Annotated in this window: 12 protein-coding genes and 2 pseudogenes; 9 read left to right on the forward strand and 5 right to left on the reverse strand. The window is 44.3% G+C overall.

Annotation, left to right across the window (positions count from 1 at the left end):
* A pseudogene (locus K5677_RS08440) lies at positions 1–273 on the reverse strand (hypothetical protein); the annotation flags it as partial.
* A gap of 722 nt (positions 274–995) precedes the next feature.
* Positions 996–2,192 carry a hypothetical protein gene (locus K5677_RS08445; protein WP_296726807.1) on the reverse strand — a complete coding sequence of 399 codons (1,197 nt, stop codon included), beginning with the start codon at positions 2,190–2,192 and terminating at the stop codon, positions 996–998.
* A gap of 486 nt (positions 2,193–2,678) precedes the next feature.
* Between K5677_RS08445 and K5677_RS08450 the strand changes: the two genes are divergently transcribed.
* Both K5677_RS08450 and K5677_RS08455 read left to right on the forward strand, forming a co-directional pair.
* The gene (locus tag K5677_RS08450; RefSeq protein ID WP_296726808.1) at positions 2,679–4,361 is read left to right on the forward strand and encodes an EAL domain-containing protein; all 1,683 of its coding nucleotides are present in this window, start codon (positions 2,679–2,681) and stop codon (positions 4,359–4,361) included.
* 236 nt (positions 4,362–4,597) lie between these two features.
* On the forward strand, positions 4,598–7,636 hold the full coding sequence (locus tag K5677_RS08455; RefSeq protein ID WP_296726811.1) for a carbohydrate-binding domain-containing protein: 3,039 nt from the start codon (positions 4,598–4,600) through the stop codon (positions 7,634–7,636).
* Between the two features lie 68 nt (positions 7,637–7,704).
* Here the strand turns inward: K5677_RS08455 and K5677_RS14465 are convergent, their stop codons facing one another.
* The 3 genes from K5677_RS14465 to K5677_RS08475 form a co-directional block, all read right to left on the reverse strand.
* On the reverse strand, positions 7,705–8,811 hold the full coding sequence (locus tag K5677_RS14465) for a DUF5131 family protein (RefSeq protein ID WP_366849163.1): 1,107 nt from the start codon (positions 8,809–8,811) through the stop codon (positions 7,705–7,707).
* Positions 8,812–8,902: 91 nt separating this feature from the next.
* Positions 8,903–9,817: a DUF4846 domain-containing protein gene (locus tag K5677_RS08470; protein ID WP_296726815.1), complete on the reverse strand. Its 915-nt coding sequence runs from the start codon at positions 9,815–9,817 to the stop codon at positions 8,903–8,905.
* 19 nt (positions 9,818–9,836) lie between these two features.
* Positions 9,837–11,489 carry an FAD-binding protein gene (locus K5677_RS08475; protein WP_296726818.1) on the reverse strand — a complete coding sequence of 551 codons (1,653 nt, stop codon included), beginning with the start codon at positions 11,487–11,489 and terminating at the stop codon, positions 9,837–9,839.
* A 179-nt stretch (positions 11,490–11,668) separates the two neighbouring features.
* Here K5677_RS08475 and K5677_RS08480 point away from each other — a divergent pair, with 179 nt between their 5' ends.
* The 7 genes and pseudogenes from K5677_RS08480 (at position 11,669) to K5677_RS08510 (ending at position 15,476) form a co-directional block, all read left to right on the forward strand.
* On the forward strand, positions 11,669–12,772 hold the full coding sequence (locus tag K5677_RS08480) for an aldo/keto reductase (protein ID WP_296726823.1): 1,104 nt from the start codon (positions 11,669–11,671) through the stop codon (positions 12,770–12,772).
* A 13-nt stretch (positions 12,773–12,785) separates the two neighbouring features.
* Entirely contained in the window at positions 12,786–13,370 is a 585-nt protein-coding gene (locus K5677_RS08485; RefSeq protein WP_296726826.1) for an ECF transporter S component, read from the forward strand.
* A complete protein-coding gene (locus K5677_RS08490) occupies positions 13,363–13,785 on the forward strand; it encodes a DUF1893 domain-containing protein (protein ID WP_296726830.1) in 423 nt (140 codons plus the stop codon). Before K5677_RS08485 ends, K5677_RS08490 begins: the two co-directional genes overlap by 8 nt.
* A 52-nt stretch (positions 13,786–13,837) precedes the next feature.
* A complete protein-coding gene (locus K5677_RS08495; protein WP_296726833.1) occupies positions 13,838–14,134 on the forward strand; it encodes a putative quinol monooxygenase in 297 nt (98 codons plus the stop codon).
* Positions 14,135–14,292: 158 nt separating this feature from the next.
* Positions 14,293–14,475: an HTH domain-containing protein gene (locus tag K5677_RS08500; protein WP_296726835.1), complete on the forward strand. Its 183-nt coding sequence runs from the start codon at positions 14,293–14,295 to the stop codon at positions 14,473–14,475.
* Positions 14,476–14,591: 116 nt separating this feature from the next.
* Positions 14,592–15,224: pseudogene (locus K5677_RS14470) on the forward strand (MBL fold metallo-hydrolase); the annotation flags it as partial.
* A 90-nt stretch (positions 15,225–15,314) separates the two neighbouring features.
* Positions 15,315–15,476, forward strand: coding sequence for a rubredoxin (locus K5677_RS08510; RefSeq protein WP_296726840.1), 162 nt, complete (start codon positions 15,315–15,317; stop codon positions 15,474–15,476).
* The last annotated feature ends 117 nt before the right edge of the window (positions 15,477–15,593 follow it).

Consider the following 15,593-nt stretch of genomic DNA (forward strand, 5'->3'; position numbering starts at 1 on the left):
TTTTCCTTCATCTTCTCCAGGAAATTCTATAGTATACGGTATACTACCTGCTTTCATCGACATCCCTCCTGATTCCACCTGAGTGTTCATCGTGAACCAGGAAAGCGAAGAAAAAATCAACAAAATTAACGTTAAAACTCCCATAGCTCCGAGTTTTATCAGCGACTTTTTCTGATTACGCTTTTTTTCAGCTATCTCATCGACCGCCTGACTGCTCTGCGAAGCAGACTGCGGCAGCTCGCCGATAGGGAATTTAGATTTGTTATCATTCATCTGCTCCACCTCACTTATCTTTATAAAATGGCGTATTTACGCTGTTTTAGCGGTCATCTATTTTGTTATCATATGCATAGTAGCAAAAATCCAAACGATGAAAGCGAACACAGCGAGCGCCCCCATTTTTATCAAGGAGCTTCGCAGCCGTCGTTTTCTTACTTTAGCCTCGTCATAGTCATGGACCTGACTTTGTGCAGTCTGAGGGACCGAGCTGACATCAGAGGACTTAGATAATGCATCAAAAGCCTTAGCGCTCACCGTGATCACCACCTTTCAAAGAAGCGGCTAAAGGGCATAGTTAGCCCGATAGTGCATAATATCCTTACTTTATTATATCATTTTCATATATCATTTTCAATGGACATAATCGACAATAACTCTCTTTACATTTTGTAATGTTTGTGCAAAAAAGGTTGAATTCAGAGCATAATTCAATACATATCGTATATTTCTTCTCATATATACTAACAATAAAATTTCTTAGGCATATAGAAAAACATATCCATGCAAAACAACGCCCCCTCTCATTACAAGAGGGGGGTGTTATGTTATAGAGGCTTTAGGAACCTACGATGACTTAAATTCTTTATTGAGCACCGCCGATCGACGGGCATTAAGCATATCGGATAGGTCTATAAAACCCTTTATGGAGGAATTATTATGAGAAGCTAATTTTATGTGCCTGTATTTAGTGATTAGCAATTAGTGAGTAGTGATTATTAACCACCAGCAGCTGTTGTTGTCTGAACAACTTCAATCGGGCTTGTAACAGCTAACTGAGTAGATGCTGTGCTTGCAACATTAGCGGCATTTGAATTAAGCGCCTTAACAGCATTTGTTGTTACTGTATCCAGTTCAAACTTACAGTTAAGTTTCCAATTATTAGTCAGCTTAGCATATGTTTCAGAATTACAAGTATTATCCTCGCCTTCAAGCCAAGCACGAACAAGAACCTTATAATAAGCTGTTGTTCCGCTATTTGCTATAGTATCAAGTATGACGCCCTCAGTAACGCCTTCGCTACCATCTTTGAAGTTTACAACATTGGCCAACGCTGACGCACTGGTCTGTGCCTGACCGCTTGTAAAGTATGTTGCACCATTTAACGCAAGAATTCCCTTAAGATTGCTTGCTGAACTTGCGGGGTCTTTCTGTGCAATTGAGAGATATGTTTCTCCACTATTTCCCTTACCGCCTTCTGTAGCAGCGTCTAAAGACTGAACAAATACGCCTACACGCCATGCACGGTCAAGATTTACGCCAGCAGTGCCAGAAGTGCCAATAGCAGCATCGTTATAAAGCATATTACATTCTGTCATTTGCAGTTTCTGAGCCGCAGTATCAGAAGTAGCCTTTATATAGAATACATAGTCAATATAGCCATATGCCGCACCGTCCTTTCCAGCAACATAGCCAGCTTGTCCTGATGTGCCAACCTGCTTTATCATCTGAACTTCATTTGCTCCAAAATTCGAAGCTATTGTATGTATACCATAAGCGCCATTAAAAGCCTTATCGTAAGCATTTTTTCCCGCAACTGCATTAGCTACAAAAGTATCTTCACCATATTGGGTGACTGTTGCTGTTGCTTCTTTCTGTCCGCGAGCATTTGCGTTAACAGTATACCAGAAAGAACCAGTTGTTCCGTTGATAGAAGATACAGGCTCCAATAAGCCCATTCTGCCTTCCGAAAGTGTTGCTGAAGCATAATGTTCCTCAACATTATCTGAGCAGATAAGCAGGTTTGAACCAACCTTTGTCTTAAGTTCCATTCCTGTAACTTCAACAACTTTGTTCATGGTAAACCATGCATAGGTGGATGTTGCGAGCATCGAAGCTGATAAAGCGAGCATTCCAGCAGCCGGTATAAGCTTCTTAACTGCGCTGTTCTTTCTTTTAGCATTAGTTTTCATCATAGGTCATTTTCCTTTCATAATAAATTACCGAGAATAGGCTCGGCTGCCTTTTGCCTCTTTAATTTCGCCTCGGGGTTTATACTTTTTGTTTACAATCACATTATAGCTTAATTTCTACTATTTGTCAATAACTTTTCGGAAAAATTCATAATTTTTCATATATTTCAGCAAATTTCACAATGAAAAGTGGTTTTTCTGCACCTTTATTCTAACCAGTTGATTACTTATTGTATATTATTATATCTTTTATCTCAATCAGTAATTGCCATAAAATTGTAAAAAGCATATTTTTCTATACATTTTGTATTTAATAATTAAAAATGCCGCTTTCAACCTCTCCTGTGCATGGCTTGACCTGCTCCAAAAAATGAATTTTATATAAATTCTTGGTTAAATTATTGATTTTTTCTGTACCTTATGTTATAATAGAGTATCGGAATACGATTTTTGCTATATTTCGTCATTTTACAGCAAAGGAGAATGGTTATGCAGCATATCGACGAACAATATATTGTTAATAACTTCGAATCCGCACTGGAAAAAGGCTATGTAAAAGCTTATTATCAGCCCGTTATCCGTACTCTCACAGAAAGGATATGCAGTGTCGAGGCTCTCGCCCGCTGGCAGGACCCAGTTGTGGGGCTCCTCTCCCCTTTCCTATTTATTAATGTGCTTGAGAAATACCGTCTTATCCATAAGCTTGATCTGGCTATTCTCGATAATATCTGTATTACATATAATGAAATGAGGGAGCGTGGACTTCCTCTGCACCCTTTTTCCATTAATCTTTCCCGTCTTGACTTTGACGAGATAGATATGCTTGACGCCATTTCAAAGATACTCGACAAGCATAATGTACCGTCAACAGCTATACACATCGAGATAACCGAGAGCGTAATGCTTGATAACACAGCGTATTTCCGCCGTATCTTTGACAGCTTCCACGACGCAGGCTTCGCTATCTTCATGGACGACTTCGGAAGCGGCTATTCCTCGCTGAATGTGCTAAAGGATTACAGCTTTGATGTTCTGAAAATCGATATGCGATTCCTCAGCGATATTGGTATACGCTCCAAGAAGATCCTGGCTTCGGTCATGAATATGGCTAAGGCAATAGGAATGCACACGCTCGCCGAGGGCGTGGAAACTAAGGAGCAGATGACATTCCTTAGAAATATCGGCTGTGAAATGTTACAGGGCTTCTACTATTCAAAGCCTATGGACAGTTCTTTATATATAGAATATCTCTCCAAATCAAAGCTCGGAGTCGAGGATCCTGCGGAAAATCACTACTGGAACTCAGTAGGTCAGATAAACTTCCTCAGTCCCGATCCGCTGAACGACCTCACAAACGAACAGATCGAAAGCGGCGATTACGGATTTATCCGCGAAAATTCTACAGCTCTCGCTCTTATTGAGCAGACAGACGCACACGTCGAGCTGCTTTACAAGAACGAGGCTTACGAAAAGGGCTTACAGCGCATCGGCTTCAAAACAGTAGACGACATGATAAAGCTTATCAACGATAATGGTTCATCAAATTACTCAAATGTCGATTCACAAGTCAAAATGACTATCAAAACAGGAGATATCATCAAGGAGGACCACCTTGTAAACGGCATATATTTCACCTACTGTACAAAGTGTATCGCCGAGGGCAACGGCAAGGTAATGCTTGCCGCAAGCATACAGACATACGGCGGTGAAGCAGACAAGCTGACAACCGACCTTTTCGATAAGTACAGCCGTATGCTTATAGATACCTACGACCATATCTCTGTAATTGATCCGGCTAAAAATCTCGTTCTTACAAGGCTGTATTCAAAGCTCGGATTTAATGAGGATTACCCTAATCTTCCTCTTGATGAAGCAATTAAGCAGTTTGCAGAAAACGAGGTTGCCGAAAGCGACAGGAAGCGTTTCCTGAAATGCATGGAACCTTCTACTCTCCGCGACCGCATGAAAAAGTCAGGAGCAAGATATTTTCAGCTGCCATTCTCATTCAAAACTCAAAGCGGCGAATACAAAATGATGGACACAAGGCTCACAAGAGTTTTCATGACATATGGTGACGTGTATATATTCTCGATAGAGGAAATGTCCGAGCAGGCACATAAGGCAGCAGAGATCATGCTCGATAAACACCCTGAGTTTTTTGAAATTATTTAAATATTATTTATTAAATAAGTGCAGCAGCTTGTTCTGCTGCGCTTATTTTTTAACCAACAGCAAATTTAAATAGACCAATTACACCATTTTGCGTTTTTTCTGAACATAATGCAGTAAAAATCGGTGCTTTTAAGGTAAGTTTAAGATTATTTTAAGATTTATTCATTATTATGTAATCATATATTAACGACGAATTAATACCAACTTTATGTTATTATTTTTAGGAGGAATTAAAAATGAAGAAGAAAAGCTTGATCGCAGGCATACTATCTGCCTGTATCGTAGGCTCGGCTGCAGCGGTAACGCTCAGCAGCTCGGCAGCTGACAAGCTCTACGGTGACGCCAATCTTGACGGCAGCGTGGATATGTCCGACTGCGTACTCATTATGCAGTCCCTGGCTAATCCTTCAAAGTACGGCACTACAGGCACCAACGAACAGCATATAACAGCTGATGGCGCCGAATTAGCCGACGTTTCAGAGCGCGGCAACGGTCTTACCTCAAACGACGCTCTCTCTGTTCAGCGTTATCTTCTCGGCATGATCAAAGAACTGCCAGAAAGCTACAGCAATAACGCACAAAACAGCACTACTACCACAGCTGAAGCTCAGACAACTACTACAGCAACTACGACTGCTCCCGCGGAAACAGTTACAACTCTCCCTAAGGAAGATGTAAACACCAAGATACATCTTAACGGTTCTTCCATACAGGTAGACGGCAAGTACGCAGAGGCTAACGGTTCTAAGGTCACTATCTCACATTCAGGAAGCTACACTATCGACGGTACACTCAACAACGGACAGATTTACGTTGAGATCCCTGATGAAAAGGCTGATCCCGACACAGTCAAGCTGGTATTCAACGGGGTAAATATCACCGGTATGAACGCTCCTGCTGTTCTTATCAAGAACGCTGACAAGACTTCTATCACTCTTGCTGACGGCACAGAGAATACAGTTTCCGACGGCACCTCAGCTTACAGCGGCGACGATCAGACAAGCGCTGTTATAGAGGCTAAGGACGACCTTACTATCAAGGGCGGCGACGCAGGTACAGGTATCCTGAATATCACTGCAAATGTTCAGCCCGCTATCGTCTGCAACAACGACATCAAGTTCACAGGCGGTATTACAAATATCGACACTCTTAACCTGACAGAAGCTAACGATGCTGTAAAGGGCAAATCTTCCGTTCTCGTAAAGGGCGGTCAACTCAATATCAATTCAGAAGGCGACGGTATCAAATCATCTAAGGGCAATGTTGACATCGAAGGCGGCGAAATAAATATCAAGTGCGGCAATGACGCTATACAGGCAGAAACTGCTCTCAATATCTCAGGCGGCAAGATAGCTGCATTCGGCGACAGAGGTCTTACAAGCGCAGGCACAATTGCTGTCACAGGCGGCGATCTCCTCGCTACAGCTACAGATAATCAGTGCGAGAACCTTACATCTACTGAGCAGAATACTATTATGATAGATTTCGCTAAGGAGTGGTCAAAGAACAATCCTATCGCTCTTACCGATTCTTCAAACAAGGTGCTCTTCGACCAGAATACATCTAAGAAGTACAGATACGCTATAATCTCATCTGCCGAGATCGGCAGCGGCGAGTATAAGCTGTTCGCAGGCGGCATCAAGCAGAAGCACAGCTCAGGCAGCACCTTCACAGGCGGCAAGCCTGCTGCATACAAGGACGTAAACAACGATATGGAAAATGAAGAACAGCTCTACGGCAGCTTCTTCGATCTGGGCAAGGTCCACAAAATCGATGTAAAGATGTCCGAAAGCGACTGGAACGCATTTATGAATGTCGCTCAGAAGGAAGAATGGTACCCATGCGACCTCGTTATCGACGGTGAAGAGTTCAAAAACGTTGGTATCAGAACCAAGGGCAACAGCTCACGTATGATGGTAAACAACGGCAAGTACAGCTTCCGCTTCAAGCTGGATAAGTACGAAAAGCTCAACAACTATCACGGTCTTACTGAATTCTGCATGAACAACTTCTACTCAGACGCTTCATGCATGAGAGACCTTATCTGCTATGATGCTATGTACAACATAGACGGTGTAGCTCCTAAGAGCAGCTACTCAGATATGTATGTAAACGGCAAGCTCTACAGTTTCTACTATGCTCTCGAGCAGCCCGGCACGACACTTGCTGAGCGCTACGCTATCGACGACGACTCTAACCTCTACAAGGCTACCGAAAGAAGCAATCAGGCAGGCGGCGGCGGTATGTGGGGCGGCATGGGCGGAGGCGACAGCTACAGTACCTTCACCAATAATATGCCTGTAAGCAACCTCGACCTTAAATTTGGTACCGACGAACAGCTCCAGCACCTTGAGGAGCTCAAAACAGCTATCAATAAGGTCACCACTTCAGACTATAAGTTCATAGAGGACATTATGGATGTTCCAAGCTTCCTTAAAGGATTTGCAGTAAACTCTGTAATGTGCAACTACGACAGCTACAACGGCTCACTGGCACACAACTACTACCTCATGTATACAGGCGGAAAGCACTATTTCGTTGGCTGGGACTACAACCTCTGCCTCGGTATATTCATGGACGGTGCAAGCTCTGTAAACTCAGACATCAATACAAGCCTTTACAACGCAACAGTTGACAACCGTCCTTTTGCAAAGCTTCTCCAGATCCCTGAGTACTATAAAATGTACGTAGGCTATGTAAACGAGATCATGGATTACTACAAGAATATCGAGCAGTATGTTGCAAACTATTCTCAGCTTATCCGTCCACACGTCGAGGCTGATCCAAGATTTGCATTCTCTGTGGATCAGTTCGTAACATCGACCACCAAGAGTGCTAATGGACTCCAGGGTGCAGGACAGCAGGGACAGCAGCAGAATCCATGGGGACAGCAGCAGGGTCAGCAAGGTCAGCAGCAAAATCCATGGGGACAGCAGCAGGGCCAGCAAGGTCAGCAGCAAGATCCATGGGGACAGCAGCAAGGTCAGCAGAACCAGTGGGATCAGCAGCAGCAGGGCCAGCAGAACCAGTGGGGTCAGCAGGGCAATGGTCAGTGGAACTTCCAGTTCAATTCTGATGAACCAGATGCAGCAGAAGGCTCAGCAGAATTTGAGCAGAGCTGGGCATTTGAAGGCGGCTTCGGCGGCGGTGGATTCAACTGGAACGGCGGCGGCGGCGGCTTCGGCGGCGGCGGAATGTTCGGAAACAACAGCGTTTCCGTTATCGACTTCCTCCTCAAGCGCTTCGAGGTTATACGCAGCACTATAAAAGGCTAATTAATAAGAGTTCAGCTATCACACTTTAAATACAAAAAAGAACGTGTTTTCACAAAAACACGTTCTTTTTATTGCATTTCCTTTTCTATCCAGCTCATAAGCACATCGACGATATAAGAGCGCTCCCCTTCTGTCAGCACCTTTCCGGCAGGGATATTATGCCATTTTTCAAGGCAGCTCCTGCAACAGCAGGCAGCTGCGTGCTGCGCTATGAATACAGGGTGTCCCTTCATCGGAGTCTGCTTGCCGTCGTTTTCGGGATTTTCGGCTGACAGACGTTTTTCCACGAAATCCTGTGCGTGGCTTCGTATCGTTTCCATTCCCTTTTCGGCGACATAGGCTTTGTCCTTTGCCGATAAATGGAATCTGTTTCTGAAATCCGACCTGCTCAGTCTTGCGAATAACGCTTCCCTGTCAGGAAGTCTGTATTTTATCGTATCCGCCATTCCCATATTCGGGATATAGCTGTAGCCGGACTTTTTCGCCTGTGATATATGGAGCTTTCGCTCTAAATGATAGGTTCTTCCGTCCTTGATAAATACAGCACCTGTCTGTCTGAATGTGAAAGGCACTCCGCAGCGGATACATTCACGGCGAACCTCCTGTATCCACCTGAAATCACAGGGACGAGCCTTATCTCCCGATTCGCCGCCGCAGCTTACGTGACCGATAAGCCCCGCGGCAAGATACTTTTCCATATTTATTTCGCCCAGCATCGGCTCACAGATCACCTCACGGTGCTTTATAGGCAGACTCAGGAAAATCGGCAGCCTGTATTCTGCTCTGTCCTGATTTTCACAGGTGCAGCATATAGTCACATTATCCCAGCCGCTGCCCCAGTCTGACGGTACGCATTGGCTGAAGCGATGGATCCTCTTGGTTATGATATAAAAATGCAGGTCCTGACGCTGATATATCATGTCCCAGCAGCCCTGCCGCCACTGATCTGCTTCTTCAAGAAAGAAGTCCGAGGTCATACAGGTGAATACTACGCCGTCCTCAGCAGAAAGCTTGTACTGTCCCTGTCTGTTCTTTTTCAGCGGAAGATCATAACCCCCTGTTTTCGCAATGATCGAAGCGTCCTTTCCGATACTTTCGTCCCTGCGGTAAACATAGCAATTCGCACAGCCTTCACTTATTTTGTGACAGCCATGCCACGGATTCCATATTGTCATTTTATCGCTCCCTTACTATAAGACTGCAAGCCCCTGACAGATGAAGAAATTATCCCGTAAGTACTGAGAATAGCTTACGGGATATATTTTATCAGAATCCGTCCTTCCAGCGTCGGATATTATCCTTGTTCAGACCATATCCCAGCTCAGAAATATTATCCCGTGTGAGCTGCTCCTGAGTGAACCACGGAGAGATATTGTTTTTTCCTTCAGACCATGTGAGAATGTGGAAGCACACCGCAGGTATGAAGCTCTGTCCGATAAGATAACACTTTTCGCCCTTATTATTTACTGCCTCATCAACTATCATTACAACATGAGTGTCATTGCAGATAATGTCACCGATTTGCAGTTCATCAGGCGGTATCACCTCTGACTCCTTCTGAAGTGACAGAGTTCCTGCATAGCGCATTACCTCCTTGAGGTAGTTTCTGTACTGCTGCTCACTGTCATCAGGCAGAGCCGCAGGTATTTCAAATGAATAGTCAGCAAAGACAAGCATTCTCCTGCCCTTGCGCCAGCGGTCATAGCTGCACTCATCACCGTTGGAAAACAGGAAGGAAATTCTGTCATACTGTCCTGTTTCGTAAAAATAGTCACTGTACAGGCGGATAACACTGTCTGCGCATTGCTGATAGCCCTCATCGCCAAGACTTATATCGAATATTGCGGCAATATCAATATTATTTATTGTAGTGCCATCAAATACAGGCAGCTTTGTATCATCAGGCAGCAGCGGATAATTTCTCAGATATTCACCGAAGCTGCCCTTCTCAACAGGCACACGGCTATAGCCATCAGGCGGAAGTATGCGTGTTTCGAGAGTCATACCCTCAGGATCCAGTGACTTTATCTCAAAAAACCTGTTTGCCGGCTCAATAGTCAGCTCTGCTGCCTTCCACTCAGGATTAACACGGATATACACAAAAACAAGGACTGCCGCAAGAAGCACCGGAATCAGAATAATGCCTATCCTTCGTCTTCTTTTATTTGTCGCTTCCTTCATAATGATCTCCTTTTATTCATCAAAGGACACCAAGTGCGTGTTTTGCAGCTATCATGCCGAAGGTATAGCATCTGCCCAGTGAAAGACCTGTCTGGTGGAATGGATAATCGGCTCCGCCGTAGAAAGGTCCGCCAAGATTTCCTGCACAGTAAAGTCCCTTGATAGGCTTCCTCTCAGAGTCGAGAGCCTGCGCATACTCATTGGTGATGACTCCCGATACCTCAGCTGAAACACGGATATGCTTCCTTGCTCCCCAGAATGGAGCCTTTTCTATCTTGTGCATATACTTTGCCGGCTTTCCGAAATCAGAATCACAGCCCTTTTCGCAGAGCTCATTGTAGCGTTCAACAGAAGACTTCATGTTATCATACGGGATACCGAGCTGTTCAGCAAGCTCCTCAAGGGTATCACATCTGTGAAGGTCGACGAGATTTTTGAAAACGCCCTGAGGCTCAGCAACAGCTCCCGGAATGAACTTCTCCATAACAAAAGGCGGAACACAGCCGTCCACAAAGCTGTCACTATCCCAGTTCACATAGTCGCTGTCGTATATAGCGCAGTACCAGCCTCTTGAGCCGTCCTTGTGGTCGGCGTCCAGCATAGAGCCCTTGAACTTAGGCTGATATTTCAGCAGATTTCCCATGTATACAAATCCTGTGTACTCATTTGTAAAGCGCTCTCCATTCATGTTGAGATAGAGAAACGGCTCCTCGAACATGAGTGCAGAGTCAAAGTCGTGCATCATCTTGGTATGTCCCAGCGGCTCCATTTCAGCACCTGCACTTATGGCAAGGATATGACCGTCGCCTGTCTTGCCGAACTGCTTCTTGTCAAATTCCGCAATATCGGGGCACCAGCACTTAACCATAGCGGCATTGTTGGTATAGTCTCCTGTCGCGAGAATGACTGCTTTAGAGGCATTGAATTGTACGTATTTTCCGTCCTTGTCCTTAGCGATAACTCCTGCCGCTCTTTTTCCGTCCATGACCAGCTTTACCGCAGGCATTGAGAAATAAGCATTAAGATTATCATGCTTTGCCATTACATTATTAAGGGCGTTGTGCAGAGCATTACCCACATTCAGCGGCTTGGGACCTATCCACGGCGCAAAGAAGTAGCAGTGATCATCACCATAGTCATAGCTGTTCATGCGGTCCTTCCAGATGCCTGTAAAGTCTCCGCTGGTACTTCTGAACGCACAAAGCTTGTCGCCGTCATTCAGGAGCTTTGCACTTTCGGCATTGTTGTCCACCTTGCTTCCGTCGCCGTATTCAGTCTCTTTCGTAAGCCCCGCACGGTTGAGGAACCACATCATAGCCTCCTCGGAATGCTCGGCATATGCACGGAGCTGTTTTGTATCGGCTCTCCAGTCGCAGAGGCTGTTGGTATGGTGTATCCACTTGGCAATGCCTGCCTCTGTTGAACGTGACTTGATTATTGCTGAACCGCAGTTGCCCTGTGATATAACTGTGGGCTCCTTTTGCAGCAGTACTGTATCTGCTCCAAGCTCTGCCGCCCAGCCTGCGGCAGGAACTCCCGACGCACCTGCACCCACAACAACTATATCGTGGTCCTCGATCCTGTCAGGAACTATATTTCCAAGCTCACAGCATGAGCCCTTTACTTCGTCTTCGGTTATTTTTTCGAGAAGATCATTGCTTAGATTATTCATGGTCTGACGTTCCTTTCGTAAAAAATAATGTATAATCCAATTATACCACTTCTGTAAAAAATGTCAATAAATTAAGAACTGATCAAATACATTGAAAATAATTTACAAAAAATATATTGTAACCTTAATCAATTTATGATATAATAATTAAAATTCTTTTACGATATGGAGGTATGAACATGGACAAAGTAAAGAAAAAACTGGCTTTTGGCTGTATGCGCCTTCCTATGAAGGACGGCAGAGTTGATGAGCCGCAGTTCTGCAAGATGATTGACAGTTTCATAAAAAACGGCTTCAATTATTTTGATACTGCTCACGGATATATCGGTGGTCAAAGTGAAACAGCTATCCGCTCATGCCTGACAAGCCGTTATCCAAGAGATGCTTATCTTCTGACCAACAAGCTCACAGACAGCTACTTTAAGAAACAGGAAGATATCAGACCTTTCTTTGAAAAACAGCTTGAATGGTGCGGTGTAGATTATTTCGATTTCTATCTCATGCACGCTCAGAGTGCAGGTAATTATGAACAATTCCAGAGATGCAGGGCTTATGAAACTGCTTTTGAACTGAAAAATGAGGGAAAGATACGTCATGTGGGTATATCTTTCCATGATACTGCCGATGTTCTTGAACAGATACTCACAGATCACCCCGAAATTGAAGTGGTACAAATACAGTTCAATTATCTTGATTATGATGATCCTGCGGTACAGGGGCGAAAAGTTTACGAAGTCTGTCGCAGGCATAATAAGCCTGTTCTTGTAATGGAGCCTGTAAAGGGCGGTACTCTTGTAAATCTTCCTGATACGGCTCAAAAAGTATTAAAAGAGCTTGACAATGGAAGTATTGCAAGTTACGCTATACGCTTTGCTGCGGGTTTTGACGGAATGCTTTGTATCCTGTCCGGAATGAGCAGCATTGAACAGCTTGAGGACAATATCAGCTACATGAAGGATTTTCAGCCTCTGAACCATAAGGAGCTTGATGCTGTACATAAGGTAGTTGATATACTGCATTCAAAAGATATTATTCCATGCACTGCCTGCCGTTATTGCGTGGAAGGTTGTCCTCAGCATATTGCCATACCTGACCTGTTTTCATGCATGAACACCCGGAAAATGACGCATGACTGGAATCCGCATATGTATTATGATATTCATACAAGAGACAGCGGAAAAGCTTCAAGCTGTATAAAATGCGGAAAATGTGAGAAGATATGCCCACAGCATCTGCCGATACGAAAGCTGCTTGAAGATGTTGCAAATACTTTTGAACACTAAGGAGGAAGTTGAAATGTGTGAAAACGCTTTAACAATAAGAAATATATCTCACGGCACCAGGATTACATATAAAACCCTTGTATCTGCCGGGCTTATCGCTCTTGCAGTTATTCTGCCTCAGCTCGTTCATCTTGCAGCAGGAGCTCCCGGAGGTGTTAAATGGCTGCCAATGTATCTGCCTGTACTTATAGGAGGCTGTCTGCTCGGTACAGGATGGGGACTTGCAGTCGGAGTGCTTTCTCCTCTGGTAAGTTTCCTGATAACCTCAGCTATGGGTAATCCAATGCCGATGTCTGCAAGACTTCCGTTCATGGTTCTGGAGCTTGCAGTATTTGCAGTTGTTTCAGGTCTTTTCACCAAGAAGATCTCAGAAAACGGACTATGTGCATTTCTTGCAGTAATACTTGCACAGCTTTGCGGAAGAGGAGTTTTTCTTGGAGCAATTGCTGCGACACAGAGCTTTACGCAGTTCAGCACAAAAATGATATGGAGCCAGATACAAACCGGCTTTATAGGTCTTGCAGTACAGGCGATTCTTGTTCCTGTCATCATAATAGGACTCAGAAAGCTGCTTATAAAGGGTAACGCTCATGACTGATCTTGAAATTGCGATCCAAAATCTTAACGGACATTCGATCTGTCTTTGTAAAAACGGAAAATACTTTACTGATGACGGACGCGGAATATCTCCTGTGATGAAATTTATCGCAGAGGGTAAAGAATTGGTCAGATATTCGGCTGCCGATATAATAGTTGGAAAAGCGGCTGCAATACTTTTTGTCAGATGCGGTATAATATCAGTTCATGGAAAAGTTATGTCGGAAGGCGGAAAAGCTTATCTTGAAGAACACGATATACCATGTTCATATGATATTCTGACCAAGCAAATAATCAATCGTCAAGGAACAGATATTTGTCCTATGGAAAAAGCTGTTTCTGATATTTATGATGTTGAAACAGGATATATAGCATTAAAGACACGTCTTGATGAACTAAAAAGCAAACATACCTGATCTGTTTTCCGTTACTATATTATCTATCAGAAACGAAATTAGGAGGAGCATTATGAAACGTCTTGTAGAAGTACACTATTATATCAAGCCGGAAAAACGTCAGGCCTTTTACGATGCCATTCTCAGCAGCGGTATTGCAGATGCCGCTCGTGCAGAAGACGGGAACGAGAAATACGATTACTATTTTAGCCCTGACAACGAAAACGAACTGATTTTGCTTGAAATATGGAGTTCAGCAGAAGCTGTTCAGTTCCATATGGAAACACCGCACTATAAAGCTCTCACAGAGCTTAAAACGGAATATGTGACGAAAACTCTCTTCAAGCGGTATGAAATAACAGAAATATAACGCACTTGATCGGTGACATAGCATTTCATAATATGTTGACAAGTGCATTGACTGTATCCTTGATCTCGGCGGAGAGATCAAAAACGGCGCTAAGAATGAAGCTCCCGTTTACATAGAGCATAACAAAGAAGAAATACATTTCTGAGGAGGCAATACAAATGGCAGAAAAAGAACAGATCTTAGAGGCTATGAAGAAAGCCGGCGAACCACTGAACGCAGGCAAGATCGCAGAACTGACAGGTCTTGACCGCAAGGCCGTTGACAAGGCTATGACAGCAATGAAGAAGGACGGCACTATCGTTTCGCCAGTAAGGTGCAAGTGGGAGCCTGCTGAAAAATAAGTATAAGAATAAGGCTGTCGGTAGACATCGGCAGCCTTTGCTGTATGGAGGAATTTATCATGGAAATAAAAGCAGTAAAATTCCGAAAAGACGGATTCTACGGTCAGCCCTTTGTAATGGGCGGTGAGGAAGGTGCGGACAAGTTCGACAAGAATATCCGCTACCGCGGCAGTCTGCAAAACTATCTTATCGACACAGGCGATGAGGTCATTCTCGTTGATACTGGAATTCCCGCAGGCACTCCCGAAGAGTCTCCCGACGAGAACAGCCCTGCCTACACAGGCAAGGACATCTGCACCTATATGGAGGCTTTTTCGACTCTCGGCTACAAGCCCGAACAGGTCACAAAGATACTTCTAACTCACAAGCACGCAGACCACTCCGGCGAGCTGAAGTCCTTCCCCAATGCGAAGATATATGTGAATGCTGATGAAACCTCTGCCAACGAATTGCAGGGACTCCAGAACATCGTTCCCGTGACATTCACAGACGGCGCATATCACAACTTCCCAGAAAGTCAGAAGATAGCCGAAGGAATTTACTTCATCAAGGCAAAGGGACACACAAACGGCAACAGCATTATTATTGTGGAAAACGAAGGGCTTTTCTTCATGCTTCACGGTGACATCACCTATGTTGATGAAGCGCTCTACGAGAACAAGCTGTCGGTGGTATTTGAAGATATTTCCGCAGCAAGAGAAACTCTCGACCGTGTACGTGAATTTGTACGCAATAATCCTACCGTTTACTGCGGAACACATACTCCTCAGGGCTATGAGAACCTGGAAGCAAAGCGTGTCATGGATCTTGATGATCATGTTCCGACAGTGCTTGCAGAAATTGACTTCTCGGCTGTTCAGGCAAGCGGAAAGTATGTCTGCTCTATCTGCGGATATGTTTACGATCCTGCCGAGCACGACGGTATAGCCTTTGAAGACCTGCCAGATGAATGGAAATGTCCGAGATGCAAGCAGGGCAAGGATAAGTTTAACAAAGCATAAACATATATTACAAGGAGGAAAATCAAATGAAAATAGCTGTATTCAACGGAAGTCCGAGAAAAGAAAACACCTCTGCCATGGTGCAGGCATTCTGCGAGGGTGCAAAGGCAGCCGGAC

The organism is Ruminococcus sp. (assembly GCF_024684275.1).

What these genes read in the sequence shown, in the direction of transcription:
- K5677_RS08445 (WP_296726807.1), bottom strand. Translation starts at nt 2,192, where the DNA reads ATGATGAAAACTAATGCTAAAAGAAAGAACAGCGCAGTTAAGAAGCTT.
- K5677_RS08450 (WP_296726808.1), top strand. Translation starts at nt 2,679, where the DNA reads ATGCAGCATATCGACGAACAATATATTGTTAATAACTTCGAATCCGCA.
- K5677_RS08455 (WP_296726811.1), top strand. Translation starts at nt 4,598, where the DNA reads ATGAAGAAGAAAAGCTTGATCGCAGGCATACTATCTGCCTGTATCGTA.
- K5677_RS14465 (WP_366849163.1), bottom strand. Translation starts at nt 8,811, where the DNA reads ATGACAATATGGAATCCGTGGCATGGCTGTCACAAAATAAGTGAAGGC.
- K5677_RS08470 (WP_296726815.1), bottom strand. Translation starts at nt 9,817, where the DNA reads ATGAAGGAAGCGACAAATAAAAGAAGACGAAGGATAGGCATTATTCTG.
- K5677_RS08475 (WP_296726818.1), bottom strand. Translation starts at nt 11,489, where the DNA reads ATGAATAATCTAAGCAATGATCTTCTCGAAAAAATAACCGAAGACGAA.
- K5677_RS08480 (WP_296726823.1), top strand. Translation starts at nt 11,669, where the DNA reads ATGGACAAAGTAAAGAAAAAACTGGCTTTTGGCTGTATGCGCCTTCCT.
- K5677_RS08485 (WP_296726826.1), top strand. Translation starts at nt 12,786, where the DNA reads ATGTGTGAAAACGCTTTAACAATAAGAAATATATCTCACGGCACCAGG.
- K5677_RS08490 (WP_296726830.1), top strand. Translation starts at nt 13,363, where the DNA reads ATGACTGATCTTGAAATTGCGATCCAAAATCTTAACGGACATTCGATC.
- K5677_RS08495 (WP_296726833.1), top strand. Translation starts at nt 13,838, where the DNA reads ATGAAACGTCTTGTAGAAGTACACTATTATATCAAGCCGGAAAAACGT.
- K5677_RS08500 (WP_296726835.1), top strand. Translation starts at nt 14,293, where the DNA reads ATGGCAGAAAAAGAACAGATCTTAGAGGCTATGAAGAAAGCCGGCGAA.